This is a genomic window from Streptomyces sp. NPDC041200 (assembly GCF_055591805.1).
This window is the reverse complement of the sequence record NZ_JBVIZF010000033.1, coordinates 52,680-77,636: the sequence shown is the minus strand read 5'-3', so window position 1 is coordinate 77,636 and position 24,957 is coordinate 52,680. Positions and strand designations below refer to the sequence as shown.

The 24,957-nt window shown below is 72.3% G+C and carries 20 protein-coding genes and 2 pseudogenes; 17 read left to right on the top strand and 5 right to left on the bottom strand.

Going from position 1 to position 24,957, the window contains the following annotated elements; genetic code table 11:
• Positions 1-144: 144 nt before the first annotated feature.
• Positions 145-480 (bottom strand): annotated as a pseudogene (locus ACZ6CL_RS36480) (tyrosine-type recombinase/integrase); the annotation flags it as partial.
• Between the two features lie 13 nt (positions 481-493).
• On the opposite strand from ACZ6CL_RS36480, the pseudogene ACZ6CL_RS36475 reads away from it, so the two are divergent.
• From ACZ6CL_RS36475 to ACZ6CL_RS36455, 5 genes and pseudogenes are all read left to right on the top strand, one after another.
• Positions 494-694: pseudogene (locus tag ACZ6CL_RS36475) on the top strand (DUF7848 domain-containing protein); the annotation flags it as partial.
• Positions 695-1,241: 547 nt separating this feature from the next.
• On the top strand, positions 1,242-1,592 hold the full coding sequence (locus tag ACZ6CL_RS36470) for a DUF7674 family protein (RefSeq protein ID WP_468944179.1): 351 nt from the start codon (positions 1,242-1,244) through the stop codon (positions 1,590-1,592).
• A 188-nt stretch (positions 1,593-1,780) separates the two neighbouring features.
• Complete coding sequence (locus ACZ6CL_RS36465) at positions 1,781-2,977, top strand: argininosuccinate synthase (protein ID WP_468944176.1); 1,197 nt, start codon at positions 1,781-1,783, stop codon at positions 2,975-2,977.
• A gap of 94 nt (positions 2,978-3,071) precedes the next feature.
• Positions 3,072-4,502 (top strand): argininosuccinate lyase, encoded by a 1,431-nt coding sequence (gene argH / locus ACZ6CL_RS36460; protein WP_468944173.1) that lies wholly within the window; start codon positions 3,072-3,074, stop codon positions 4,500-4,502.
• A complete protein-coding gene (locus ACZ6CL_RS36455; protein WP_468944167.1) occupies positions 4,502-5,455 on the top strand; it encodes an aldo/keto reductase in 954 nt (317 codons plus the stop codon). Before argH ends, ACZ6CL_RS36455 begins: the two co-directional genes overlap by 1 nt.
• 450 nt (positions 5,456-5,905) lie before the next feature.
• On the opposite strand, the gene ACZ6CL_RS36450 is transcribed toward ACZ6CL_RS36455, so the two are convergent.
• On the bottom strand, positions 5,906-6,733 hold the full coding sequence (locus tag ACZ6CL_RS36450; protein WP_468944192.1) for an alpha/beta fold hydrolase: 828 nt from the start codon (positions 6,731-6,733) through the stop codon (positions 5,906-5,908).
• A 160-nt stretch (positions 6,734-6,893) separates the two neighbouring features.
• Positions 6,894-7,568 carry a lysophospholipid acyltransferase family protein gene (locus tag ACZ6CL_RS36445; RefSeq protein ID WP_468944164.1) on the bottom strand — a complete coding sequence of 225 codons (675 nt, stop codon included), beginning with the start codon at positions 7,566-7,568 and terminating at the stop codon, positions 6,894-6,896.
• A gap of 261 nt (positions 7,569-7,829) precedes the next feature.
• Between ACZ6CL_RS36445 and ACZ6CL_RS36440 the strand changes: the two genes are divergently transcribed.
• The 3 genes from ACZ6CL_RS36440 (at position 7,830) to ACZ6CL_RS36430 (ending at position 10,253) form a co-directional block, all read left to right on the top strand.
• Complete coding sequence (locus tag ACZ6CL_RS36440) at positions 7,830-8,987, top strand: glycerophosphodiester phosphodiesterase (protein WP_468944161.1); 1,158 nt, start codon at positions 7,830-7,832, stop codon at positions 8,985-8,987.
• Positions 8,988-9,109: 122 nt separating this feature from the next.
• Positions 9,110-9,631 carry a sigma-70 RNA polymerase sigma factor region 4 domain-containing protein gene (locus tag ACZ6CL_RS36435; protein ID WP_468944158.1) on the top strand — a complete coding sequence of 174 codons (522 nt, stop codon included), beginning with the start codon at positions 9,110-9,112 and terminating at the stop codon, positions 9,629-9,631.
• Positions 9,632-9,749: 118 nt separating this feature from the next.
• On the top strand, positions 9,750-10,253 hold the full coding sequence (locus tag ACZ6CL_RS36430; protein WP_468944155.1) for a GNAT family N-acetyltransferase: 504 nt from the start codon (positions 9,750-9,752) through the stop codon (positions 10,251-10,253).
• Between the two features lie 133 nt (positions 10,254-10,386).
• On the opposite strand, the gene ACZ6CL_RS36425 is transcribed toward ACZ6CL_RS36430, so the two are convergent.
• A complete protein-coding gene (locus tag ACZ6CL_RS36425) occupies positions 10,387-10,809 on the bottom strand; it encodes a hypothetical protein (protein WP_468944152.1) in 423 nt (140 codons plus the stop codon).
• A complete protein-coding gene (locus ACZ6CL_RS36420; RefSeq protein ID WP_468944149.1) occupies positions 10,802-11,170 on the bottom strand; it encodes a hypothetical protein in 369 nt (122 codons plus the stop codon). The genes ACZ6CL_RS36425 and ACZ6CL_RS36420 overlap by 8 nt, the downstream gene beginning before the upstream one ends.
• Before the next feature lie 106 nt (positions 11,171-11,276).
• Between ACZ6CL_RS36420 and ACZ6CL_RS36415 the strand changes: the two genes are divergently transcribed.
• From ACZ6CL_RS36415 to ACZ6CL_RS36375, 9 genes are all read left to right on the top strand, one after another.
• A complete protein-coding gene (locus tag ACZ6CL_RS36415; protein ID WP_468944146.1) occupies positions 11,277-11,921 on the top strand; it encodes an HAD-IA family hydrolase in 645 nt (214 codons plus the stop codon).
• A gap of 400 nt (positions 11,922-12,321) precedes the next feature.
• Positions 12,322-13,365, top strand: coding sequence for a methionine ABC transporter ATP-binding protein (locus tag ACZ6CL_RS36410; protein ID WP_468944143.1), 1,044 nt, complete (start codon positions 12,322-12,324; stop codon positions 13,363-13,365).
• Positions 13,362-14,162, top strand: coding sequence for a methionine ABC transporter permease (locus ACZ6CL_RS36405; RefSeq protein ID WP_468944141.1), 801 nt, complete (start codon positions 13,362-13,364; stop codon positions 14,160-14,162). Before ACZ6CL_RS36410 ends, ACZ6CL_RS36405 begins: the two co-directional genes overlap by 4 nt.
• Positions 14,163-14,207: 45 nt before the next feature.
• Positions 14,208-15,035, top strand: a complete 828-nt coding sequence (locus ACZ6CL_RS36400) for a MetQ/NlpA family ABC transporter substrate-binding protein (protein WP_468944139.1) — start codon at positions 14,208-14,210, stop codon at positions 15,033-15,035.
• A gap of 170 nt (positions 15,036-15,205) precedes the next feature.
• Complete coding sequence (locus ACZ6CL_RS36395) at positions 15,206-15,862, top strand: GNAT family N-acetyltransferase (RefSeq protein ID WP_468944136.1); 657 nt, start codon at positions 15,206-15,208, stop codon at positions 15,860-15,862.
• Positions 15,863-16,109: 247 nt separating this feature from the next.
• Complete coding sequence (cbiE, locus tag ACZ6CL_RS36390; protein WP_468944133.1) at positions 16,110-17,363, top strand: precorrin-6y C5,15-methyltransferase (decarboxylating) subunit CbiE; 1,254 nt, start codon at positions 16,110-16,112, stop codon at positions 17,361-17,363.
• A 278-nt stretch (positions 17,364-17,641) separates the two neighbouring features.
• On the top strand, positions 17,642-22,627 hold the full coding sequence (cobT, locus tag ACZ6CL_RS36385) for a nicotinate-nucleotide--dimethylbenzimidazole phosphoribosyltransferase (protein WP_468944131.1): 4,986 nt from the start codon (positions 17,642-17,644) through the stop codon (positions 22,625-22,627).
• A 121-nt stretch (positions 22,628-22,748) separates the two neighbouring features.
• The gene (gene cobA, locus ACZ6CL_RS36380; RefSeq protein WP_468944129.1) at positions 22,749-23,960 is read left to right on the top strand and encodes a uroporphyrinogen-III C-methyltransferase; all 1,212 of its coding nucleotides are present in this window, start codon (positions 22,749-22,751) and stop codon (positions 23,958-23,960) included.
• 69 nt (positions 23,961-24,029) lie between these two features.
• The gene (locus ACZ6CL_RS36375; protein ID WP_468944126.1) at positions 24,030-24,848 is read left to right on the top strand and encodes a TrmH family RNA methyltransferase; all 819 of its coding nucleotides are present in this window, start codon (positions 24,030-24,032) and stop codon (positions 24,846-24,848) included.
• Positions 24,849-24,957: the final 109 nt, after the last annotated feature.

Genomic DNA, 24,957 nt, shown 5'->3' with positions numbered 1-24,957 from the left:
TTCCTGCGGCCTTGGGCCACCGTCCGCGCCTTACGGATCTGGAACTCCATCGCACCCCTTGAGCCGGGGTGTTGCAACGACTCCTAGAACCCAAGGAATTTCGGGAGGGCCTCATGCCGTTTGACGGCAACGCTGACGGCAACGTCAGCGGACGACGGCTGCGTTGGGTGGGGCATCGGGGGCGTCGCTCGGGCCGAGGACATTGCCGAGGGTGTTGATGGCCTGGCGCTGGAGGCGGAGTCGGACGTGGGCGTAGACGCCGGCGGTGACGCCGATGTGGGCGTGGCCGAGGAGTTCCTTGATCACGACGAGGTCGACGCCCTGTTCCAGGAGCAGGGTGGCTGTCGAGTGGCGGAGATCATGGAAGCGGATCGTCCGCAGTCCGGCGCGGTGGAGGAGGCGACGGAAGCGGCGGGTGAGGTTGCCGGGGTCGAGCGGCCCGCCCTTCGGGGTGATGAAGACGAGCCCGTGATTCGTCCATCGCTACCGATTCCGCGACTACCACGTGACCACCGTCCCCGACCCCCTGGCCCTGCCGGCCTTCGCAGCGGTCTGCGTCACCGGCGAGGAACACAACTGCGGTGCCGCATCCGGCACCCTGCACACCCCGGACGATCTGACGCGCTGGATCGCCGGACACTGCGCCCAGACCGGCCACCAGGACTACGAGCAGACCATCCGAGCCAGGCTCTGAGCCGAGCCCGGAGCCTGGCAGTAAAGTCCCCTTGCGCCCACCCCACCAGTGGCAGCACCATGCGCCCCGCGCTCCTGACGGCAGTAGCGACGGCAACACCCACGGATTCCCCCGCACAAACACGGACACCAGCGGAACCCGAAACCGCCGCTGATCTGCGAATACGCAGATAGAGAGGGGTCGCGCAGCACACGTACTATGTGCTGGCGGGCGAGACGCCGGTCCTGGTTCACAACAGCAACGGCTGTATCCTGCCGACGCCAAGCGTCTCCGATCCAAAGCTTCAGAACTTGGTCAATGATCTCTATAAGGGGACGACCAATACAGCTCGGACTGGAGACGGTACGACGATGTCGGCGATTCGCGATGAGCTCAGTTCTGGTCAACTCGTGCACGGTCGTAACCACGTAGCCAAGGGGAATCAGTACGCCAAGGCGCTGAATAAGTGGATATCGAGGAATCATAGAGACGGGGCCCCGCACGACTTGATCGTGGCGAGAAGCCTGCTTGTCGACCTCAAGTCGGCCCTCGGGGGGAATTGACGGAGATGAACGAAGAGCAGTTCTGTCATGGGCTCCTGCAGAACTTTCCGCAGCTTGAGCGCTTGCATGCCGAGCATGTGGAGTTCTATGAAGAGTTCCTCTCCCATGTTTTCCTCGCAGACGTCGCCCGATGGGCGGTACGTTTGTTCAGCGAGGCTGGGCAGGGCTTGGCCGGGGAAGCCATCGGGGCTCGATTGATCAACTTCATCGAGGGCGCATATGTGCATGGCGATTGCACAGTCAGGGAATTGATCAGGGTTTCTTTTGTTGAAAACCTGCCTTACTCCGGCCAAGAGGGTTTCGGGGTTCATGGACACCTGACGGGGAATCTCCGAAGGATCTTCATGGAGCGTTGATCGGCAAGGGTGAAGCCCCGCCAGGTGCGTCCTGGCGGGGCTTTCGCGTGGGGTGGCGGCAGTGCTTGACGGCGACGTCAGCGGACAGCGGCGTCGCAGAGCGGCGGGGCCTCACCTGCCGCGTTGACGAAACATACGGGCCAGTGCATACTTATGCCAGTCAGTGCATGGAGCGTAAGGAGAAACCCGTGACCGAGCGCGTCGTACTCGCCTACTCCGGCGGCCTGGACACCTCCGTCGCCATCGGCTGGATCGCCGAGGAGACGGGCGCCGAGGTCATCGCCGTCGCCGTGGATGTCGGCCAGGGCGGTGAGGACCTGGACGTCATCCGCAAGCGCGCGCTCGCCTGTGGGGCGGTCGAGGCGGAGGTCGCGGACGCCAAGGATGAGTTCGCCGATGAGTACTGCCTCCCGGCGATCAAGGCGAACGCGCTGTACATGGACCGCTACCCGCTGGTCTCGGCGCTCTCCCGGCCCACCATCGTGAAGCACCTCGTCGCCGCCGCCCGCAAGCACGGCGCCACGACCGTCGCCCACGGCTGCACCGGCAAGGGCAACGACCAGGTGCGGTTCGAGGCGGGCATCTCCTCCCTCGCGCCCGACCTGAAGTGCATCGCCCCGGTCCGGGACTACGCCATGACGCGGGACAAGGCCATCGCCTTCTGCGAGGCGAAGAGCCTGCCGATCGCGACCACCAAGAAGTCGCCGTACTCGATCGACCAGAACGTCTTCGGGCGGGCCGTCGAGACCGGCTTCCTGGAGGACATCTGGAACGCGCCGATCGAGGACGTGTACGAGTACACCTCGAACCCGGCCACCCAGCGGGACGCCGACGAGGTCATCATCAGCTTCAAGGACGGCGTCCCGGTGGCCATCGACGGCCAGCCCGTGACCGTCCTGCAGGCCATCCAGCAGCTCAACGAGCGGGCCGGGGCGCAGGGCATCGGCCGGATCGACATGGTCGAGGACCGGCTGGTCGGCATCAAGTCCCGGGAGATCTACGAGGCCCCCGGCGCCATCGCGCTGATCACCGCCCACCAGGAGCTGGAGAACGTCACCGTCGAGCGTGAGCTGGCCCGCTACAAGCGGCAGGTCGAGCAGCGGTGGAGCGAGCTGGTCTACGACGGCCTGTGGTTCTCGCCGCTCAAGCGGGCCCTGGACGGCTTCATCACCGAGGCGAACCAGCACGTCACCGGCGAGATCCGGATGACCCTCCACGGCGGTCGGGCCGTCGTCACCGGCCGGAAGTCGGAGCAGTCGCTGTACGACTTCAACCTCGCGACCTACGACACGGGCGACACGTTCGACCAGTCGCTGTCCAAGGGCTTCATCGAGCTGTTCGGGATGTCCAGCAAGATCGCCGCGAAGCGCGACCTGGAGCAGTAGGCCGCAGTAGCCTGCGTAGCAGACGTCATCACGCCGCCTTCCCGCCATCCGGCGGGGAGGCGGTCGTACACCCACAGCCTTGAGGAGCAACAGCGTGAGCAACGGCAACAGCGGCGACGTCCGGCTCTGGGGCGGCCGCTTCGCCGACGGGCCCGCCGAGGCACTGGAGAAGCTCAGCGCCTCCGTGCACTTCGACTGGCGCCTGGCGCCGTACGACATCGCCGGTTCCCGTGCCCACGCCCGGGTGCTCCACGCGGCCGATCTGCTGACCGCCGACGAGCTGGAGCGGATGCTCGCCGGGCTCGACCGGCTGGAGGCCGACGTCGCCTCCGGTGACTTCATCGGCACCATCGCCGACGAGGACGTGCACACCGCGCTGGAGCGCGGGCTGCTGGAGCGGCTCGGTCCCGACCTCGGCGGCAAGCTGCGCGCCGGGCGGTCCCGTAACGACCAGATCGCCACCCTCTTCCGGATGTACCTGCGTGACCACGCCCGGATCCTCGGCGGTCTGATCGCCGACCTCCAGGAGGCCCTGGTCGGGCTCGCCGAGGCGCACCCGGACGTCGCGATGCCCGGCCGCACCCACCTCCAGCACGCGCAGCCGGTGCTCTTCGCCCACCACGTCCTCGCCCACGTCCAGGCGATGTCCCGGAACGCGGAGCGGCTGCGGCAGTGGGACGAGCGGACGGCCGTCTCGCCGTACGGATCGGGCGCGCTGGCCGGATCCTCGCTGGGCCTCGACCCGCAGGCCGTCGCCGCCGACCTGGGCTTCGAGCACGGCTCGGTCGCCAACTCGCTCGACGGCACGGCGGCGCGTGACTTCGCCGCCGAGTTCGGCTTCATCACCGCGATGATCGGCATCGATCTGTCGCGGATCGCGGAGGAGATCATCCTCTGGAACACGAAGGAGTTCTCCTTCGTGACCCTCCACGACGCCTTCTCCACCGGCTCGTCGATCATGCCGCAGAAGAAGAACCCGGACATCGCCGAGCTGGCCCGTGGCAAGTCCGGCCGCCTCATCGGCAACCTCACCGGGCTGCTCGCCACGCTGAAGGCCCTGCCGCTCGCGTACAACCGCGACCTGCAGGAGGACAAGGAGCCGGTCTTCGACTCCTGCGACCAGCTGGAGATCCTGCTCCCGGCCTTCACCGGGATGATGGCGACGCTGACCGTCCACCGGGAGCGGATGGAGGAGCTGGCCCCGGCCGGGTTCTCGCTGGCAACCGACATCGCCGAGTGGCTGGTCCGGCAGGGCGTGCCGTTCCGGGTGGCGCACGAGGTCGCGGGCGCGTGCGTGAAGGAGTGCGAGCTGACGGGAATCGAGCTGGACCAGCTCACCGATGAGCAGTTCGCGAAGATCTCCCCGCATCTGACGCCCGAGGTGCGGAGTGTGCTGAACGTGCCGGGTGCGCTGGCCTCGCGCAGCGGGCGCGGCGGGACCGCCCCCTCGGCCGTGGCCGCGCAGCTGGCCGAGGTCAAGACGGACCTCGCGGCGCAGCGGGCGTGGGCGGACGCGAAGCGCTGATGTCCGACTCCCTGGTGACTGCTGCCGCCGCCACGCCGGTGTCCCGGATCGGGCTCGGCCTGGCGGCGGTCGGCCGCCCCGGCTACATCAACCTCGGCCGGGACCGGGACCTCCCGGCGGAGCGCACCGTCGACGCCATGCGGCTGCGGTCGCACCAGCTGCTGGACGCCGCGTACGCGGCGGGGGTGCGCTACCTGGACGCGGCCCGCTCGTATGGGCGTGCCGAGGAGTTCCTCGCCGACTGGCTGCGGGAGCGGCCGGAGGCGGCGCGGGACGTGGTGGTCGGGAGCAAGTGGGGCTACACGTATGTGGCCGATTGGCGCATGGACGCCGAGAAGCATGAGGTCAAGGATCACTCGGTGGCGACGTACGACCGCCAGCGCGAGGAGACCCGTGCCCTGCTCGGCGCCCACCTGGACCTCTACCAGATCCACTCCGTGACGCCGGATTCCCCGGCCCTCACCGACCCCGCCCTCCACGCCCGCCTGGCCCGCCTCGCGGCGGAGGGCGTGACGGTCGGCATCTCCACCAGCGGTCCCGCGCAGGGCGACGCGATTCGCGCGGCGCTGGAGGTGGAGGCCGATGGGGTTCCGCTGTTCCGTACGGTCCAGAGCACGTACAACGTGCTGGAGCCGTCCGCCGGGCCTGCCCTGGAGGAGGCCCACGCGGCGGGCCGGACCGTGATCGTCAAGGAGGCGATGGCAAATGGCCGCCTGGCCGGGGGCGAGACGCTCCGTCACGCCGCCGCCGCGACGGGCGCTGCTGTGGACGCCATCGCCCTGGCGGCGGTCCTACGACACCCGTGGGTGACCGTAGCCCTGTCGGGCGCGGCGACGGTGGCGCAGCTGAATTCGAACCTGGCGGCGGCCTCGCTCCGGCTCCCGGACCTCGAAGACCTGGCGGAGTCCCCAGAGACCTACTGGCGAACGCGCGCGTCCCTACCCTGGTCCTGACCGGGCGTTCCTTCCCCCACCCCGCCCCTTCCCGAAACCGGGGGCAAGCCCCCGGCCCCCACCACGGGGGCTCCGCCCCCTGCACCCCCGCTCCTCAATCGCCGGAGGGGCTGGGGGTCCGCCCGGAGGGGCTGGTGCGTGACCTGGTTGTGGGCAATCGTTCCGCGGGGCGGAACGGGTGGGCACAACCCGGCCACCGGCCCGCACTCGGCAGCGATACCTCAAGGGGCAGCGCCCCCGCCCGCGCCCGGCGCGCCCGGCGTCGAGACGCCAAGGGATAGCGCCCCCGCCGCGCCCGGCGGTCGAGCCGCAGCTCGGGGGCCGGGGCGGAGCCCCGGTTTCGGGAAGGGGCGGGGTGGGGAAGGCCCCCGGCGCACCGGCACCCGCACCCGGCAACGAGACGCCAAGGGGCAACGCCCCGGACCGCACCCGCAACCCCACCCGCACCCGCTACGCGTCGTCGTCCGCCACCGGCAGTGAGTCCAGGAAGCGCCCCACCGCCCACGCGTACTCCTTCGGCGCGTCATCGTGAATCCAGTGCCCGCACCCCGCGAACTCCCGCAGCGTGGTGCGCGGCCGCCGCCGCGCCATCTCCCGCGCGTGCCCCTGCGGCAGCAGCGAGGAGTGCTCGCCGTGCATCAGCAGGGCCGGACAGGCCGACCCGAGCCACTCGGCCCAGAAGTCACCCCGCATGGCCTCCTGCGAGGCCATCATGTGCGCGGGTTCGAACAGCAGTCGCCACCCACCCGTCGCCCGGTCCCGCTCGGCGCTGTCGAGGAAGTACGAGGCGTCGTGGATACCGCGAGACTCGATCTGCGCGCGCAGGCCCTCCCGGTCGGCGGCCCAGGTCGGCCAGCCGGTGACGTCGAGCACGGGGTGGGCGACCACCGGACGGTCCGTCACCGCGCCGATGTCCTCGACGACGAGGGCACTCACCAGCTCCGGATGCCGCGCGGCGAGCGCATACGCGGCGACCGCGCCCGTCGAGTGGGCGACGACCGGCACCGGACCCGGCCGCAGCTCGTCCAGCAGGGCGGCGGCGTCGGCGACGTACTCGTCCAGGGTGAACGGCCCGCCGCCCCCGGTGAGCCCGTGCCCCCGCTGGTCGAGCGCTATCACCCGGTACGCGGGCGCCAGGGCGGCGGCCAGCGGGGCGTACATCCGGCCGCGGCCGAAGTGGCCGTGCAGGGCGAGGACCGGGGTTCCCGGTCCGCCGAAGTCGGTGAGGGCGAACCGACGACCGCGGAGGGAAACGAAGTCGGGGGAGGGCACGGTCATTGTCGTCACCCGCGGCACGGTAGTGGCCGTCCCGGGCGCGAGACCAGTGCATCGGGGCGCCCTACCGACGGTGACAAGCCAATGACCGGAACAGAAAGAAGAAGGGCAGGGACTGACACTTCGATGTCAGCTCCAGCCCGCTCCCGGTCCGCCGCCCGCCTCAGGCCGCCGCCTTCGCCTTCGTCGCGTAGATGTCCACGTACTCCTGACCGGACAGCCGCATGACCTCGCTCATGACCTCGTCGGTCACCGCCCGCAGCACATACCGGTCGCGGTCCATGCCCTCGTAGCGGGTGAACTCCAGCGGCTCACCGAACCGCACCGCCACCCGCCCGGGCCGCGGCAGCCCCTTGCCGCCCGGCTGGAGCCGGTCGGTGCCGATCATCGCGAACGGCACCACCGGCGCGCCGGTCATCAGGGTGAGCCGGGCGATACCGGTGCGGCCCCGGTAGAGGCGGCCGTCGGGGGAGCGGGTGCCCTCGGGGTAGATGCCGAAGACCCTGCCCTCTTCCAGCACCCGGCGGCCGGTCATCAGCGCGGCGACGCCGCCGCGTCCGCCGTCCCGGTCGACCGGGATCATGCCGACGCCGGTGAAGAACCAGGCCATCAGGCGGCCCTTGAGGCCCTTGCCGGTCACGTACTCGTCCTTGCCGATGAAGAAGACCTGGCGGTCACAGACGAGCGGCAAGATCATCGAGTCGATGAAGGTGAGGTGGTTCCCGGCGAGGATCACCGGACCGGAGCCGGGAATGCGCTCCGCGCCCTCGACCCGTGGACGGAACATCAGGCGCATCAGCGGACCGAGTACTGCCTTCAGGAACACGAAACGGGACAACGGGCCCTCCGGTCGGGGTCAAGGTCGGGGGCGTCTCGTCCTACGGTCCGTCAACCCGGTGCCGCACAGAAACGCCGATGAGGACGATACTCGCCGGTCATGTCACCCCGCACACCGGGTTCACCCACCTGATACGCAGTGTTGACACCCGTTTCCCACGCGTTTCGCCGCAGGTCTCCCGCAGGAAAGGCCTACCCCCCTACCATCAGCCCGTTCTCTGACTGGAATTGACGGTGCTGGACACCAGAGCGAGGAGTGCTCATGGAGCGCGAACAGCGCGAGCAACAGCCCGGGCGGCGCACCCTGCTGGGGGCCGCGGCCCTCGGTGCGGGAGCGGTGGCGCTGGGTGGCGCGGGCACGGCCACCGCCGCGGCGGCGGGCGCCGGGGGGAAGCCCGGGCCCGTGCGCGGGCTGCCGGTGCCGACGGTGATCGGTCACCGTGGTGCCTCGGGCTACCGCCCCGAGCACACCCTCGGCTCGTACCAGCTCGCGCTGGACATGGGCGCGGACATCGTCGAGCAGGACCTCGTCCCCACCAAGGACGGGCATCTGGTGTGCCGTCACGAGAACGACATCACGGCCACCACCGACGTCTCCGCCCATCCGGAGTTCGCCGGCCGCAAGACCACCAAGACGGTCGACGGCACCAAGCTGACCGGCTGGTTCACCGAGGACTTCACGCTGGCCGAGCTGAAGACGCTGCGAGCCAAGGAGCGCATTCCCGGCACCCGCCAGCGCAACACGCTCTACGACGGCCGCTGGGAGGTGCCCACCTTCGAGGAGGTCCTCCAGTGGGCCGAGCGCGAGGGCCGCAAGCGGGGCCGCAAGGTCTGGCTGTACGTCGAGACCAAGCACCCCACGTACTTCCGGGGACTCGGCCTCGGTCTTGAGGAGCGGGTCGCGAAGCTGCTCCGCACGTACGGACGCCACAAGAAGGACGCGGCGCTCTTCCTCCAGTCCTTCGAGCCGAGCAGCATCCAGCGGCTGCGCAAGCTGGTCGCCACCCCGTCGGTCGTGCTGCTGTCGACCATGACCAGCCGCCCGTGGGACTTCGTCCAGGCGAACGACCCGCGCACGGTCGCGGACCTCGTCAAGCCCGAGGGCCTGAAGTGGATCGCGAGCTACGCGCAGGGCATCGGCCCCGACCTGTCGGTGATCATCCCGCGCACGCCGGACGGCAAGCTCGGCACCCCGACCAGCGTCGTCAAGGACGCGCACGCGGCCGGGCTCATCCTGCACCCGTACACCATGCGCAACGAGAACACGTTCCTGCCGGTGGACTTCCGGCGCGGTAGCGACGTGAACGCGTACGGGGACGCCTTCGGCGCCTTCAAGGCGTACTTCGACACGGGCATCGACGGCATCTTCTCCGACAACCCGGACACCGCCCTCCTCGCGGCGGCGGACTTCCGTAAGTAGGGACAAGTGCGGACCGGTGGGCCGCGCCCTGAGCGTCAAGGCGCGGCCCACCGCCTCCCCGGTCGGGTGAAGAGACCGGGGGCCCGGCAACCGGGCGTCGACCGCGCCACGTCCCGCCCGGCATGGACCTTGTGGAGCAACTGCGTCCGCTGCTCGCCGCCGAGGCGGCGGCCGAGGCGTACGGCACGGGGGTCGAGCCCGCCGAGCTGGAGCAGGCCGTCTGGCTGCGGCTCTTGGAGCGCACCCGGGACAGCGGTCCGCCGCCGCAGCCCGCGCGCTGGCTGCGCCGCGCGGTCCGCGCCGAGGTGCGCGGGGCCCGGCGCCGGGCGCGCCGTGAGGTCCCGTACGACCCGGTCGGCGGCGGCCCGCCGAGCGGCCCCGAACCCCGCCCCGCCGAACACGCCGCCCTCACCGCCGAGACGGGGCGGGCGCTGCGCGCCGCGGTGCGGCGGCTGCCCGGCCGCTGTCCGAGGCTGCTCGGGGTGATGCTGTCCCGGTCCGACCTGACATATCGCGAGATCGCGGGCGAGTTGGGTATCTCACAGGGCAGTCTGGGCCCGGTACGTTCCCGATGTCTGGGTTGCCTGCGCAGAATGCTCACGGCGGAGGTTGCGGCTCCTGAACCGTGGGGAAAGGAGCGTTAGACAATCGGCGCCCAGGAGGCTGCCACAACCAGGTGGCGTTCTCCTACCCAGGCAATGAACCCCGGTCGCACCTACCCTCAGGCGGCCGGTGGACCGAGAAAAGGGGAGGCATGCGCACATGGGCATGAGCGTGACCATCTCCGCGGCGACCGCGGACGACGCCGAGCAGATCCTCAAGCTGCAGTACCTGTGTTATCAGGGTGAGGCCGAGCTGTACGGCGACTACTCCATCGAGCCGCTGACGCAGACGCTCGACGACCTGCGCGCCGAACTGGGCAAGGGCTGTGTGCTGGTCGCCCGGCTCGGCGAGGAGGTCGTCGGCTCGGTCCGGGCCGCTGTCGACGACAAGGGCACGGCCGCCATCGGCAAGCTCATCGTCCACCCGCGGATGCAGCGCCACGGCCTCGGCGGGCGCCTGCTCGCGGCGATCGAGGCCCAGCTGGCGGAGGAGCGCGCCGCCAAGCGCTACCGGCTGGCCACCGGTCACCGCAGTGACGGCAACCTCCGCCTGTACCGGAAGTACGGCTACGCCCAGGTCGGCACCCAGGAGGTCAACCGCCGCCTGAGCCTGGTCACCCTGGAGAAGGAGGCCACCGCGACGGCCTTCGCGGCCAGCGCGTAACGCCTGCGGCGCGCGGAGCCCCACCCAGAGTGGTCGGGGCTCCGCCCCTGCGGTTTCGTTGCCGGGGTGCGCGCCAGTACCGCCCAGCCCCTCCGGCGTTTGAGGAGCGGGGGTGTGGGGGCGGAGCCCCGGGCTAAGCCGCGCGGCGGCGGAGCCACAGCAGGCCCGTCACCGGCAGGAAGATCGGGATGAACAGGTAGCCCATGCCGTAGTCCGACCACACCGTCTGGTCGGGGAAGGCGGACGGGTCGGCAAGGGTCCAGGTGCCGACCGTGAGCACACCCAGCAGCTCCGCCCCGCAGCACACCATCGCCGCCTTGCGCGCCCCCTCCCCGCCGCGCACCAGCGAGACCGTGATGAAGGCGTACACCACGGCGGAGACCGCCGAGAGGACGTAGGCCAGCGGGGCCTCGTCGAACTGGGCGATCAGCTGGTAGATCGAGCGCGACGCCGCGGCCACCGTGAACACCCCGTAGAGCATCACCAGCAGTCGCCCGGGCCCCTGCCCGAGCCCGCCACGCGCCGCGGATTTCGTCGATTCGGCTGACTCAGCCACCCACGCCTCCCCAGATGTCGTACAGCCGTACCTCCAGCACCGCCAGCACCACGGCCGCGGCCGAGACCGTCGCCGAGCCCCAGCGGGTCCGCTCCGCCAGCGACATGAACGCCGCGACGGGCACGGCGCACGCCGAGCCGACCAGATACGCGATGAAGATCGCCACGCCCTGCTCGGGATCCTCGCCCTGTGCCAGCCGCACGATCCCGATGACCAGCTGGACGATCGCCAGCAGGGACACCACGGCCATGCCGATGAAGTGCCAGTCCTTGGTGGGCTGGTCACGGTAGGCGGCGAAGCCGCACCACGCGGCGAGCGCGAGCGCGGTCGCGCCGAGCACGGCGGTCAGCGCGTCGATCAACGGAACCTCCGCGCGGTGCGGTCCCGCACACAGGGGGTGACAAGCATGGGACGACTGTAATCGGCCCGAATGACCGCGTTGCGATCGGGCCCGTACGCTGCGCCCCATGAAGATCACCGCTGACGCGCTGCTGTTCGACAACGACGGAACGCTCGTCTCCTCCATGGAGTCCGTGGTCCGCTGCTGGACCCGCTGGGCCGAGGAGTACGGCGTGACGGAGGAGTTCGCCCGGGTCGAGCTGCACGGCCGCCCGGCGGCCGACATCATCGGCGACCTGCTCCCCGCCGACCGCGTCGCGCAGGCCCGCCGCCGCATCGACGAGCTGGAGGTCGAGGACGTCCCGGGCGGGGTGCGGCTGCTGCCCGGCACCCTCGACCTGCTGGCCGGGCTGCCCGCGGACCGCTGGGCCGTGGTGACGTCCGCGGGCCGCGCGCTGGCCGAGGCCCGTCTCGCCGAGGCCGGTATACGCCCGGGGCTGCTGATCACCGCGGACGACATCACCCGGGGCAAGCCGGACCCCGAGCCCTTCCTGCTGGCCGCCGGGAAGCTGGGTGCCGACCCGGCCCGCTGCGTGGTCTTCGAGGACGCCCCGGCCGGGCTCGCCGCCGCCCGCGCCGCCGGGATGCGAACCGTGGCGTTGACCACAACGACCAGCCGGGAGGAGCTGGACGCCGACATCGTGGTGCGGGACCTGTCGGCCGTGTCGGCACGGGCCGTCGACGGGGGAGTGGAGATCGTCGCGGGGGAGTGACGGAAACGCCCCGCCGCCCCCGTTGTCCACGGATTGGTCACTGACGTCCACGATACGGACATGCTTGATCGGTCCGTCCGGGTCTCTGGTTTACTGGCGGCCATGACCACGACGAGCTGCCGCACCCCTGCGACCGAGGCGACGATGACGCCCGGTGCTCGTTGTCGGTGTCGAATGTGTGACCGCTGAGGGCCCCTGCCCGAGCCTCCCGCCCCGAAGGGAGACCGGCTACGCCCACGTCCACGCGCCCGCGCGCGGACCATGGCCTGCCCCGCGTCACCGGACCCCGAGCCCGCGCCCACACACCGCGCACGCCCTCGGCCCGCCCACGCCGCTTCCGTAAGGAATGAACCGTGCCCGGCGGCACAACCGCCCTGCACTCAACAGTGACGGAAACCCTGTGATCACCACCACGGACCTGACAAAGGTCTACCGCTCACGAGGCCGCGAGGTCACCGCCCTCGACGGCGTCGATCTGCATGTCCGCGAGGGTGAGGTGTACGGCGTCGTCGGTCAGAGCGGCGCCGGGAAGTCCACCCTCATCCGCTGCGTCAACCTCCTGGAGCGCCCCTCGTCCGGCACGGTCACCGTGGCCGGTCAGGACCTCACGGCGCTCGCGGGGCGGGGGCAGCGCGCCGGGTCCGCGCTGCGCCAGGCGCGCAGCCGGATCGGCATGGTCTTCCAGCACTTCAACCTGCTCTCCTCGCGCACGGTGCGCGACAACGTCGAACTGCCGCTGGAGATCCTCGGCGTCTCCGGCAAGGCGCGCACCCGCAAGGCCCTGGAGCTGCTGGACCTGGTCGGCCTCGCCGACAAGGCCAAGGCGTACCCCGCGCAGCTCTCCGGCGGCCAGAAGCAGCGCGTCGGCATCGCCCGCGCGCTCGCGGGCGACCCCAAGGTGCTGCTGTCCGACGAGGCGACCTCCGCGCTCGACCCCGAGACCACCCGCTCGATCCTCCAGCTGCTGCGCGACCTCAACCGGCAGCTGGGCCTCACCGTGCTGCTGATCACGCATGAGATGGACGTCGTCAAGACGATCTGCGACTCGGCCGCGCTGATGAGCGACGGGCGGATCGTGGAGTCCGGCACGGTCACCGACCTGCTCGCCACCCCCGGCTCCCAGCTGGCTCAGGAGCTGTTCCCGGTCGGCGGGGAGCCCTCGGGCGAGGACCGCACGGTCGTGGACGTGACGTTCCAGGGCGAGGCCGCGGCCAAGCCGGTGATCTCGCAGCTGTCCCGTACGTACAACATCGACATCTCGATCCTCGGCGCCGCGATGGACACCGTCGGCGGCGCCCAGGTCGGCCGGATGCGCATCGAGCTGCCCGGCCCGTTCGAGGAGAACGTCGTGCCGATCGGCTTCCTGCGGGAGCAGGGCCTCCAGGTCGACGTGGCCGATGTGGACGCGACGCAGACCGCCGTGCTCAAGGAGGGCGCCAAGTGACCTGGTCAGAGATGCAGCCCCTGTTGCAGCAGGCGTGTCTGGAGACGCTGTGGATGGTCGGCTGGTCGGCGGCCATCGCGATCGTCGGTGGTCTGCCGCTCGGCGTGCTGCTGGTGCTCACCGACCGGGGCGGCGTGCTGCCGAACGTGGTCGTGAACAAGGTCGTCGGCCAGGTCGTCAACATCGCCCGCTCGATGCCGTTCATCATCCTCATGGTCGCGCTGATCTCCTTCACCCGGATGATCGTGGGCACCACCATCGGCCCCGCCGCCGCGATCGTGCCGCTCGCGATCGGCGCCATCCCCTTCTACGCCCGCCTCGTGGAGACCGCGGTGCGCGAGGTCGACGGCGGGTTGGTGGAGGCGGTGCAGTCGATGGGCGGCTCCACCTGGACCGTCGTGCGCAAGGTCCTGCTGCCCGAGTCGCTGCCGTCGCTGATCTCCAGCGCGACCACCACGATCGTCGCGCTCATCGGCTACTCGGCGATGGCCGGGACGGTCGGCGCGGGCGGTCTCGGCGACCTCGCCGTCCGCTACGGCTACCAGCGGTTCGAGACCCAGCTGATGTGGGTCACCGTGGCCATCCTCGCGGTGGTCATCTCCGTCATCCAATTCGCCGGTGACGTCGCGGCCCGCGCGCTCTCGCACCGCAGCCCCGCCTCGGCGGCCCCCCGGCTGGTGCTGCTGCGCTCCCGTACCGGCAAGACCGCCGACACCCAGGCCCAGACCGCGGAGGCGGCCGATGCGGCCGGGTCCGCCGAGCCGAACGAGCCCGCCGGGCTGACCAAGACCCCCTGACGCCCCGTCGACTCCCTGACGCCCCGTACCTGAAAGGCACTTTTCGTGCGTAACACGCTCAAGACCACCGCCGCCCTGCTCGCCGCCACCGCGCTCACCGCCGGCGCGGCCGCCTGCTCCCCGCCGAGCAAGGGCAACGCCGACAAGAACGGCCCGCTCGTCGTCGGCGCCAACCCCGTCCCGCACGCCGAGATACTCAACTACGTCAAGGACCATCTGGCCGAGAAGGCGGGGCTCAAGCTGGAGGTCAAGGAGTTCACCGACTACAACTCGCTGAACCCCGCCACCCAGGACGGCTCGGTCGATGCCAACTACTTCCAGAACAAGCCGTTCCTCGACGACTACAACAAGAAGCGCGGCACCGACATCCGGTCCGTGGTCACCGTGCACCTGGAGCCGCTCGGCCTCTACTCGCACAAGGTGAAGAAGGCCGACGACCTCAAGAAGGGCGCCACCGTCGCCGTCCCCAACGACGCGGTGAACGAGGCCCGGGCGCTCCAGCTGCTGGACACCCACGGCATCATCAAGCTCAAGAAGGGCGCCGGCACCGAGGCCACCCCCAAGGACATCGCGGACAACCCCAAGGACCTGAAGTTCAAGGAGCTGGAGGCGCCCCAGCTGCCGAGGTCCCTGGACGATGTGGACGCCGCCGTCGTGAACGGCAATTACGCCATCCAGGCCAAGCTCAACCCCGCCAAGGAGGCGCTGGTCCTGGAGTCCCCGGACAACAGCCCCTACGGCAACTTCCTCGCCGTGAAGAAGGGCAACGAGGACGACCCGCGGGTCAAGAAGCTGGCCAAGCTCCTCACCTCCCCGCAGGTGAAGAAGTTCATCAAGGACAAGTACGACGGATCCGTACTCGCGTCGTTCTGACACCTGCCATTCTGAAAAACGACCGACCGAACACGCAAGGCTCCGCATCCGGGCGACAATCGGATGCGGAGCCTTCCGTTTCCGCACCCCGTGCTGCATTGAGCAGGAGCAATGCTGCATGCTGGGCTCTTCGCCACGACTTTGAAACGACCCCGGTTACGGAGCGGCGCATGACATCCACTTTCCCGGACATCTCCATCAGCACGGAACGGCTGGTGCTGCGCCCGTTCGAGGAAGCGGACCTGCCCGCGCTCACGGACATGATGAACGACGAACTCGTCATCACCTGGAGCCGGGCCCCCCATCCGTACACCCCCCGCGACGCACGCGACCAGGCGCTGCGGCTCGCCCCCGCCGAACGCACCACCGGGCGCGGAATCGTCTTCGCGGTCGCCGAATTCCTCACCCAGCGGCTCGTCGGAATCGTGCATCTGCGCAACACCGACTGGAAGGTCCTGGGGACCGAGATCAGCTATATCACCGCCCCCTGGGCGCGCGGCGAGGGCTATGCCGTGGAGTCGGTGCTGGCCGTCGCCCGCTGGCTGTTCCAGGACCAGAAGTTCGAGCGGATGGAGCTGCGCACCGCCGCCGGGAACACGGCCGGGCAGCAGGTCGCGCAGAAGGTCGGCTGTATCAGCGAAGGCGTGCTCCGCAACGCGTACATAGCGCGCACCCAGATGGAGGACGGCGGCTGGACCGATCTGCGCACCGACCTCATCGTCTGGAGCCTGCTCCCCGAGGACCTGGAGGGCGCGCCCGAGCACCGGGAGGAGTCCGAGGGCATCAGCGTCTTCCCCACGTACTCCGAGTACACCGACTGGCGCTGAACCCCGGCGCGCCGCGCCTCCGGTGCGCCCCCGGCGCACCACCTCCGCCCCAGCCCCCGGTCCGGTGGCCCGGACCCGGCGGGGTAATCTCTCCGGGCCGACCACCCCGCGGGACGGCCCGCCCACCGCCGCGATACGCGCGTTCGCGGCACGCGCACCGCGGCGCCCCGGCCGCGCGCACCGCGCGCTCCACCCGCGACCGACCCGCGACACAGTTGTCCGCGACACATTTGGGAGACAGACGACGATGGCCGACCGCGTCACGGTGATCGGTTGGGACGGCTCCCCGCTCATGGACGTGGCCCGATCCGCCCTCGGCGCGGCCACCCTCGTGGCCGGTGCCGCCCATCACCTGGCGCTGCCCGAAGTCCCGCCCGGCGCCGAGCGCATCCGGCTCGGCAGCGTGGACCTCGCCGCCCGCCGCATCGCCCAGCACCGCGGCTCGGCCGTGGTGCTGGCCGACGGCGACCCCGGCTTCTTCGGCGTCGTACGCGCCCTGCGCGCCCCCGAGCACGGCCTGGAGGTCGAGGTCGTGCCCGCCGTCTCCTCCGTCGCCGCCGCCTTCGCCCGCGCCGGGATGCCCTGGGACGACGCCCAGGTCGTCGTCGCCCACAGCCGTGACCTGCGGCGTGCCGTCAACGTCTGCCGCGCCCACACCAAGGTCGCCGTTCTCACCTCGCCGGGCGCCGGTCCCGCCGAACTCGCCCTGCTCCTCGGCCCGGTGCACCGCACCTTCGTCATCTGCGAGGCCCTGGGCACCGAACGCGAGCAGGTCACCGTGCTGACCTCCGACAAGGCCGCCGACCACACCTGGCGCGACCCCAACGTCGTCATCGTCATCGGCGGCTCCGGCGCCGCCCCCGCCCGCACCGGCACCCCCGCCGGTGCAGCCCGCGGCGCCCTGCAGAGCGGCGGCTGGATCGCCGGGCGCGACCCCGGCTACCCCGGATCGGTGCGCGGCTGGGCGCTGCCCGCCCCCGCGTACGCGACCGTCCTCGGCGAGAACGAGTCGCAGCAGCTGCGCTCCTTCCAACTCGCCCGCCTCGGTCCCCGCGTCGGCGACCTGGTCTGGGACATCGGCGCGGGCAGCGGCGCCGCCGCCGTCGAGACCGCCGGGTTCGGCGCCGCCGTCATCGCCGTCGACCGCGACCCGGACGCCTGCGAGCGCGTCGACGCCCTCGCCCGCCGCTTCGGCGTCCAGCTCCAGGTGATCCACGGCACCGCCCCCGAGGTCCTCGAAGACCTGCCCGAGCCGGACGTCGTCCGCGTCGGCGCAGGGGGCGTGCCCGTCGTCGCCGCGTGCGCCGCGCGCCGCCCCGAGCGCATCGTCACCCACGCCGCCACCCGCGACGAGGCGGAGGCCATCGGCGCCGCCCTGGAGGACGGCGGCTACGGGGTCGAGTGTCTCCTGCTGCAATCGGTCGAGTTGGACACCCGGGTGTGGGCCGAACGCGAGCGCGCGGTCGCCTTTCTCCTCTGCGGACACCGCCCGCACCAGTGATTTTGTCCCTGTGACGTTCGCCCCGAGCTTCGCCCCGGTGACCTTCCTGAAGCGTCGCGCGGGGTAGGCTGGCGGATCGTTGTACTGCCTGTGCCGCTGCCCGGTGTTCGGCGCTTTATCGGCCAAAGGCCGGAATGCGCCCCTTTCTTACCGGGCCGCGGTGGGCAAGCCTCGGGCGTGCTACGTGCCGCGCACGGCGCACGCTCGTTCTTGCTCACGGGGCCTGCTCCCGGCGGTAGGCGGTTGGAAGGAGCACTAGCGATGGGCGAGGGGTACGCATGACCGACACCGGCCAGGTCCCGGGCGAGGGACTGCCGGAGAACGCAGGCGGACGACTCGGACAACCGCACCCGGCGGATGTCCACTCCCCGCCTGCCGACGCCGGATACCCCTTCCTCGACGGCCCCGAAACCGGCGGCGAGGAGGACGACCTGCTGCTGATGCCGGGCGCGCAGGGCGCCTGGAGCGAGCAGCAGGCCCCATACGATCCGCAGGCCCAGTACGAGCACCAGCTCCCGTACCCGCAGGCGCAGGGCCAGGGGCTGTACGAGGGCGGAGTGCTGGACCCCGGCATGGCCGCGTACGCCGACACGCAGATGCCCGAGCCGCAGCCGGTGGCCGAACCCCAGGCCGGGCCGGTCATCCACCCGGCGGCCGAGCAGCCCGCCCCGCAGCCGCCCCAGGCCCCCGCCACACCCCCCGCGCCGCCCCGCCGCCCCCTGCACATGGGCCCGCCCGTGCCCGACCACACCTCCGGCAGCGGCATCGTCCGCTCCCTCGCCGACCGCGGCCCGGCAGCGGCCCGCAACACCGCCCCGCCCGTCCAGCAGCCCCAGCCGGCACCCCCGCCCGAGCCCGAGTACCCCGGCGGGGCCGACTACGCCAGCGCTCCCGAGTACGCGGCCGGGCCCCAGTACTTCACCACCCAGCCCCAGCCCGAGGACTCCGGCCCGCTCCCGGGCCCGCAGCTCGCCGACATGCCGCAGATCGGCGACGCCCCGCCGCCCGGCGACGCCTGGGGTCCTCAGCCGCCGCCCGCACCAGCAGAAACGGTCGGTCTCGGCGAGCCGACGGCGATGGACCTGGGCTACGCGGACCCCGGCTACGCGGACCCGGGGTACGTCGACCCGGGGTACCCGGACCCGGGGCACGCCGACCCCGCGTACCCGGACCCGGGCTACGCCGACCCGGCCGCGACCATCCCGCCCCAGGGCGGGGCGCCCGTCATGGAACCGGGGCACCCGCCCCTCGACATCCCGGCCCAGACCCAGCCGGGCATCACCCCGGACCAGCTCTACGCGGGCCCCCAGGTCGTCATCCCGGCACAGATCCCCCACCCCTACGCCGACGCCGACCACTCGATAGTCGCCGACCCGCAGGCCGCCCCGGCCTCGGGCGTCGACCCGTCTGCCCCCGGTGAGGCCCCGGCGGCGGAGGGCGAGGCGCAGGCCCTGCCCGCCGAGCCCCAGTTCCCGGCCGACCCGGCCGCCCCGGGCGAGGCCCCGTTGCCGGAGGCTGACGCGCAGGCTGCGCCCGGCGAGGTGGGGGCCCCGGCGGACCAGGCTGCTGCCGATGCGGCGCTGGCTTCGGATGCCGCCGTGCAGGTTGTGCCCGCCGAGACGCAGTTTCCGGCGGACCCGGCCGCCCCGGGCGAAGCGCCGGTGTCGGAGGTTGACGCTCAGGCTGAGCCCGGCGAGGCGCAGCCCCAGGCTGTCGCTGACGCGGCGCTGGCCTCGGATGCCGCCGCGCAGGCTGTGCCCGCCGAGGCGCAGTTCCCGGCGGATCCGGCTGCCCCGGGTGGGGCTCCGGAGTCGGAGGTTGACGCGCAGGCTGCGCCCGGCGAGGTGGGGGCCCCGGCGGACCAGGCTGCCGCCGATGCGGCGCTGGCCTCGGATGCCGCCGCGCAGGCCGTGCCCGCCGAGGTGCAGCCCCAGGCCGACCCGGGGGAGGCCCCGGTAGCGGAGGCCGACGCGCAGACTGCGCCTGCCGATCCGCAGTTCCCGGCGGACCCGGCCGCCCCGGGCGAAGCTCCCGCGCCGGAGGTTGACGCGCAGGCCGCGCCCGGCGAGGTGCAGGCCCCGGCGGACCAGGCTGCCGCCGATGCGGCTCTAGCCCCGGATGTTGCCGCGCAGGCCGTGCCCGCCGATGGGCAGCCCCAGGCCGACCCGGCTGCCCCGGGGGAGTCCCCGGTAGCGGAGGCCGAGGCGCAGGCCGCGCCCGACGCGCAGAGCCCGGCCGACCCGGCCGTCGCCGATGCGCGGGCCCTGGCAGACCAGGATGCTGCCGTGCAGGCCGTGCCTGCCGATGCGCAGTTCCCGGGGGACCCGGCTGCCCCGGGCGAAGCTCCCGCGCCGGAGGTTGACGCGCAGGCCGCGCCCGGCGAGGCGCAGGCCCCGGCCGACCCGGCTGCCGCCGACGCAGCCTCGGCGCCGCAAACTGCCGACCCGGCTGCCCCGGGCGAGGCCCCGGTAGCGGAGGCCGAGGCTCAGGCTGCGGCCGCCGACGCCCAGGCCCCGACTGACCAGGCTGCCGCCGCTGCGCAGGCGTTGGCCGATCCGGCTGCCGCCGACGCGGCCTCGGCCCCGGAGGCCGACGCGCAGATCGCGGCGGGCCCGGCTGTTCCGGGCGAGGCTTCGGTGTCGGAGGCCGACGAGCAGGCACCGGGCGGTCCGGCCGCCGCCGATGCGCAGGCCGTGGCCGAACAGGCTGCCACCGACGAGGCCTCGGCTTCGGAGGCCGCTGCGCAGGTTGCGGCCGCCCCGGCTGCTGCGGACGAGGCTCCGGCGCCGGGGGCCGACGCGCAGGCCGTACCCGCCGACGCCCAGCCCACGCCTGTCGCCGATGCGCAGGTCGTGGCCGACCAGGCTGCCGCCGATGCGGCCTCGGAGGCCGACGTACCGGATGAGCCTGCCGAGGCGCAGGCCCCGGCCGATCCGGCCGCCAGCGAGGCCCCGCTGCCGGAGGCTGACGCGCAGGCCCCGGCTGACGAGACCCCGCTGCCGGAGGCCGACGCGCAGGAGGCACCCGCCGAGGAGCAGGCCCCGGCAGACCTGGCCGCCGCCGACGAGACTGCGGCCCCGGAAGCCGCAGTGCAGGTCGTGGCCGACCAGGCTGCCGCCGATGCGGCCTCGGAGGCCGACGTACCGGACGAGCCTGCCGAGGCGCAGAGCCCGGCCGAAGCGGCCGCCGACGAGACCCCGCTGCCGGAGGCTGACGCGCAGGTGTCCGCCGAAGCCGAGCCCGCCGAAGCCGAGCCCGCCGAGACGCCCGCCGAGACGCCCGCCGAGGCGGCGGCCGACGCGGCCCCCGGGGAGGCCCCCGAGGCGGCGACGGCCGAGTCCGACGACGCCGAGGCATCCGAAGAAGGGCCGACCGCAGCCGTGGAGCCGGAGGGCGGCACCGCGCCGGAGGGCGGCACCGCGCCGGACAACGAAACCACGCCGGACGGCGACACCGCACAGGACGAAGCCGACGCCAGCCCGCAGGGCGAACAGGACGAGGCCGAGGATGACGCGGAGGCGGCATCCGAGCCCGCCGGGGCCGGGTACGACGACGCCGAGCGCGCCGCCGTCCACCGCGTGATGCGCGAGCGCCGCGACATCCGCAACGGCTTCCGGCCCGACCCCATCCCGCACGAGGTGCTGCGCCGCGTACTGGAGGCCGCGCACACCGCGCCCAGCGTGGGGCAGTCCCAGCCGTGGGACTTCGTCGTCATCCGCTCCGAGGAGACCCGGCGCACCATGCACGAGCTGGCCGTGCGCCAGCGCGACGCGTACGCCAAGTCCCTCCCCAAGGGCCGGGCCAAGCAGTTCAAGGAACTGAAGATCGAGGCGATCCTCGAGACGCCGATCAACATCGTCGTCACCGCCGACCCCACCCGCGGCGGCCGCCACACCCTCGGGCGGCACACTCAGCCGCAGATGGCGCCGTACTCCTCCGCGCTCGCCGTGGAGAACCTGTGGCTCGCCGCCCGCGCCGAAGGGCTCGGCGTCGGCTGGGTCAGCTTCTTCGACGAGCGCGAGATGGTCCGTACGCTCGGCCTGCCGGACCACCTGGAGGCCGTGGCGTACCTGTGCGTCGGGTACGTGGACGAGTTCCCGGCGGAGCCGGAGCTGCTGAGGGCCGGGTGGTCCAAGCGCCGCCCGCTGTCGTGGGTCGTCCACGAGGAGTCGTACGGGCGGCGCGCGCTGCCCGGCGAGAACCCGCACAGCCTGCTGACGGAGACCCTCCAGGGCATCCGTCCGCTGGACGCCAAGGCGCTCGGCGAGGCGTGGGAGCGGCAGAAGCGGATGACCAAGCCGTCCGGCGCGCTCGGCATGCTGGAGATCATCTCCGCGCAGCTCAGCGGACTGTCCCGGCAGTGCCCGCCGCCGATCCCGGAGCCCGCCGCGGTCGCGATCTTCGCGGGGGACCACGGGGTGCACGCCCAGGGCGTCACCGCGTGGCCGCAGGAGGTCACCGGCCAGATGGTCGCCAACTTCCTCGGCGGCGGCGCGGTCTGCAACGCCTTCGCGAGCCAGGTCGGCGCCGAGGTGTGCGTGGTGGACGTCGGCGTGGCGAGCGAACTCCCCTCCACCCCCGGTCTGCTGCCGCGCAAGATCCGGCCCGGGACCGACGACTTCACCACCGGCCCCGCCCTCACCCGCGACGAGGTGCTGCGCGCCCTCGAAGTGGGCATCGAGACCGCCCGCGACCTGGTCGCGGCCGGGAACAAGGCGCTGCTCACCGGCGAGATGGGCATCGCCAACACCACCACCTCGGCCGCCCTGGTCTCCGTCTACACCGGCGTCGACCCGGCCGAGGTGACCGGCCGAGGCACCGGCATCAACGACGAGATGCACGCGCGCAAGATCGACGTCGTACGGCGCGGTCTGGAGCTGCACCAGCCCGACCCGGCCGACCCCATCGGCGTCCTCTCCGCCTTCGGCGGCCTGGAGCACGCCGCCATGGCCGGCCTGCTGCTGGGCGGCGCCTCCCTGCGTACGCCCGTCATCCTGGACGGGGTCAGCGCGGGCGCCGCCGCCCTCGTAGCCCGCGCCATCGCCCCCGAGGTGCTGGCGGCGTGCATCGCGGGCCACCGCAGCGCCGAGCCGGGCCACGTGGCCGCCCTCAACAAGCTGGGCCTGCGCCCCCTGGTCGACCTGGACCTGCGCCTCGGCGAGGGTACGGGCGCCCTGCTCGCCCTCCCCGTGGTGCAGAGCGCCGCGCGGGCGATGCACGAGGTGGCCACCTTCGACTCCGCGGGAGTCACGGAGAAGAACTGACGTGCGCCCCCGCCGCGTAAGGTGTCGGCGGGGGCCACGCCCCACCACTTGATCAGTACCACTTGATCAGCCGCTCCAGCGCCGCAGCGGCAGGCATTCGCATGAGGAGAGCCGCACCGCCATGTCCGAGAACTTCGCATACCCGGTCGGACTGCGCCTCACGGGGCGGCGCGTCGTCGTCCTCGGGGCGGGCCAGGTCGCCCAGCGGCGGCTGCCCGCGCTGATCGCCGCGGGCGCGGACGTCCTGCTGATCTCGCCCTCCGCGACCCCCTCCGTCGAGGCCATGGCCGAGGCGGGGGAGGTGCGCTGGGAGCGCCGCCGCTACCAGGACGGCGACTTCGAGGACGCCTGGTACGCGCTGATCACCACCGACGACCCGGCCGCCAACGCGGCCGCCTCCGCCGAGGCCGAGGCGCGCCGCGTCTGGTGCGTACGCAGCGACGACGCCGAGGCCGCCTCCGCCTGGACCCCGGCCACCGGGCGCAGCGAGGGCGTCACCGTCGCCGTGCTCACCGGGCAGGACCCGCGCCGCTCCGCCGCCGTGCGCGACGCCGTCGTCGAGGGCCTGCGCGACGGCACCCTCGCGGCCCCCCGCCACCGCACCCGCGGCCCGCACGTCGCCCTGGTGGGCGGCGGCCCCGGCGACCCGGACCTGATCACCGTGCGCGGCCGCCGCCTCCTCGCCGAGGCGGACGTGGTCGTCGCCGACCGGCTCGGCCCCCGCGACCTCCTCGACGAACTCCCGCCGCATGTCGAGGTCATCGACGCCGCGAAGATCCCGTATGGCCGTTTCATGGCCCAGGAGGCCATCAACAACGCGCTGATCGAACACGCCAAGGCGGGCAAGGCCGTCGTCCGGCTCAAAGGTGGCGACCCGTTCGTCTTCGGCCGCGGCATGGAAGAGGCCGAGGCGCTCGCCGAGGCCGGTATCCCCTGCACGGTCGTCCCCGGCATCTCCAGCTCCATCAGCGTCCCCGCCTCCGCCGGGATCCCGGTCACCCACCGTGGGGTCGCCCATGAGTTCACGGTGGTCAGCGGCCATGTCGCCCCCGACGACCCCCGCTCCCTCGTCGACTGGTCCGCGCTGGCCAGCCTGCGCGGCACGCTCGTCCTCCTGATGGCCGTCGAGAAGATCGGCGCCATCGCCGCCGCCCTCATACGCCACGGCCGGGGCGCGGACACCCCCGTCGCCGTCATCCAGGAGGGCACCACCGCCGCCCAGCGCCGCGTCGACGCGACCCTGGCCACGGTGGCCGACACGGTCGCCGCCGAGGGCGTACGTCCCCCCGCGGTCATCGTCATCGGCGACGTGGTCGCCGTCGGCTCCCGCTGACGTAACCACCGGTAACTTCCTCACGTCGCCGCATTGGCACGGCATCCAGGACAAGGCAGTATCACTCAAGTGGCTGATCTCATCACCGTCGATGATCCCGACGACCCGCGGCTGCGCGACTACACGGGTCTGACCGATGTGGAGCTACGACGCAAGCGCGAGCCCGCCGAAGGGCTGTTCATCGCCGAGGGCGAGAAGGTGATCCGGCGGGCCCGCCTCGCCGGTTACGAGATGCGCTCGATGCTGCTGTCGTCCAAGTGGGTCGACGTCATGCGCGACGTCATCGAGGACGTCCCCGCCCCCGTCTACGCGGTCAGCCCCGAACTGGCCGAACGCGTCACGGGCTACCACGTCCACCGCGGCGCCCTCGCCTCCATGCAGCGCAAACCGCTGCCCGAGGCCGAGGAACTCCTCGCGGGCGCCCGACGCGTCGTGATCATGGAGTCCGTCAACGACCACACCAACATCGGCGCCATCTTCCGCAGCGCCGCCGCCCTCGGCATGGACGCCGTCCTCCTCTCCCCGGACTGCGCCGACCCCCTCTACCGCCGCTCCGTCAAGGTCTCCATGGGCGCCGTCTTCTCCGTTCCGTACGCCCGCCTGGAAACCTGGCCGCGCGGCCTCGAAGCGGTCCGGCACGCGGGCTTCAAGATCCTCGCCCTCACTCCCGACGAAAAGGCCACCTCCCTCGACGACGCGGCCCCTCACCGTCTCGACCGCGTCGCCCTGATGCTCGGCGCCGAGGGCGACGGCCTCTCCACCCAGGCCCTGATGGCCGCGGACGAATGGGTCCGCATCCCCATGGCCCACGGCGTCGACTCCCTCAACGTGGGCGCGGCCGCGGCCGTAGCCTTCTACGCGGTCACCACGGGCCGCCCCGAGGCGTAGCGCCGGGGCCACCGGCAGGTAGCCGTCCTGCGGAGGGAGGCAACGCGGCCGCCCCCGGAGGCCCACCGGTCTCCTCTCCCCAACCCCACCCCTCCCCGAAACCGGGGAC

What these genes read in the sequence shown, in the direction of transcription:
- ACZ6CL_RS36435 (WP_468944158.1), top strand. Translation starts at nt 9,110, where the DNA reads ATGGACCTTGTGGAGCAACTGCGTCCGCTGCTCGCCGCCGAGGCGGCG.
- ACZ6CL_RS36470 (WP_468944179.1), top strand. Translation starts at nt 1,242, where the DNA reads ATGAACGAAGAGCAGTTCTGTCATGGGCTCCTGCAGAACTTTCCGCAG.
- ACZ6CL_RS36450 (WP_468944192.1), bottom strand. Translation starts at nt 6,733, where the DNA reads ATGACCGTGCCCTCCCCCGACTTCGTTTCCCTCCGCGGTCGTCGGTTC.
- ACZ6CL_RS36440 (WP_468944161.1), top strand. Translation starts at nt 7,830, where the DNA reads ATGGAGCGCGAACAGCGCGAGCAACAGCCCGGGCGGCGCACCCTGCTG.
- ACZ6CL_RS36415 (WP_468944146.1), top strand. Translation starts at nt 11,277, where the DNA reads ATGAAGATCACCGCTGACGCGCTGCTGTTCGACAACGACGGAACGCTC.
- ACZ6CL_RS36455 (WP_468944167.1), top strand. Translation starts at nt 4,502, where the DNA reads ATGTCCGACTCCCTGGTGACTGCTGCCGCCGCCACGCCGGTGTCCCGG.
- cobA (WP_468944129.1), top strand. Translation starts at nt 22,749, where the DNA reads ATGTCCGAGAACTTCGCATACCCGGTCGGACTGCGCCTCACGGGGCGG.
- cbiE (WP_468944133.1), top strand. Translation starts at nt 16,110, where the DNA reads ATGGCCGACCGCGTCACGGTGATCGGTTGGGACGGCTCCCCGCTCATG.
- ACZ6CL_RS36395 (WP_468944136.1), top strand. Translation starts at nt 15,206, where the DNA reads ATGACATCCACTTTCCCGGACATCTCCATCAGCACGGAACGGCTGGTG.
- cobT (WP_468944131.1), top strand. Translation starts at nt 17,642, where the DNA reads ATGACCGACACCGGCCAGGTCCCGGGCGAGGGACTGCCGGAGAACGCA.
- ACZ6CL_RS36430 (WP_468944155.1), top strand. Translation starts at nt 9,750, where the DNA reads ATGGGCATGAGCGTGACCATCTCCGCGGCGACCGCGGACGACGCCGAG.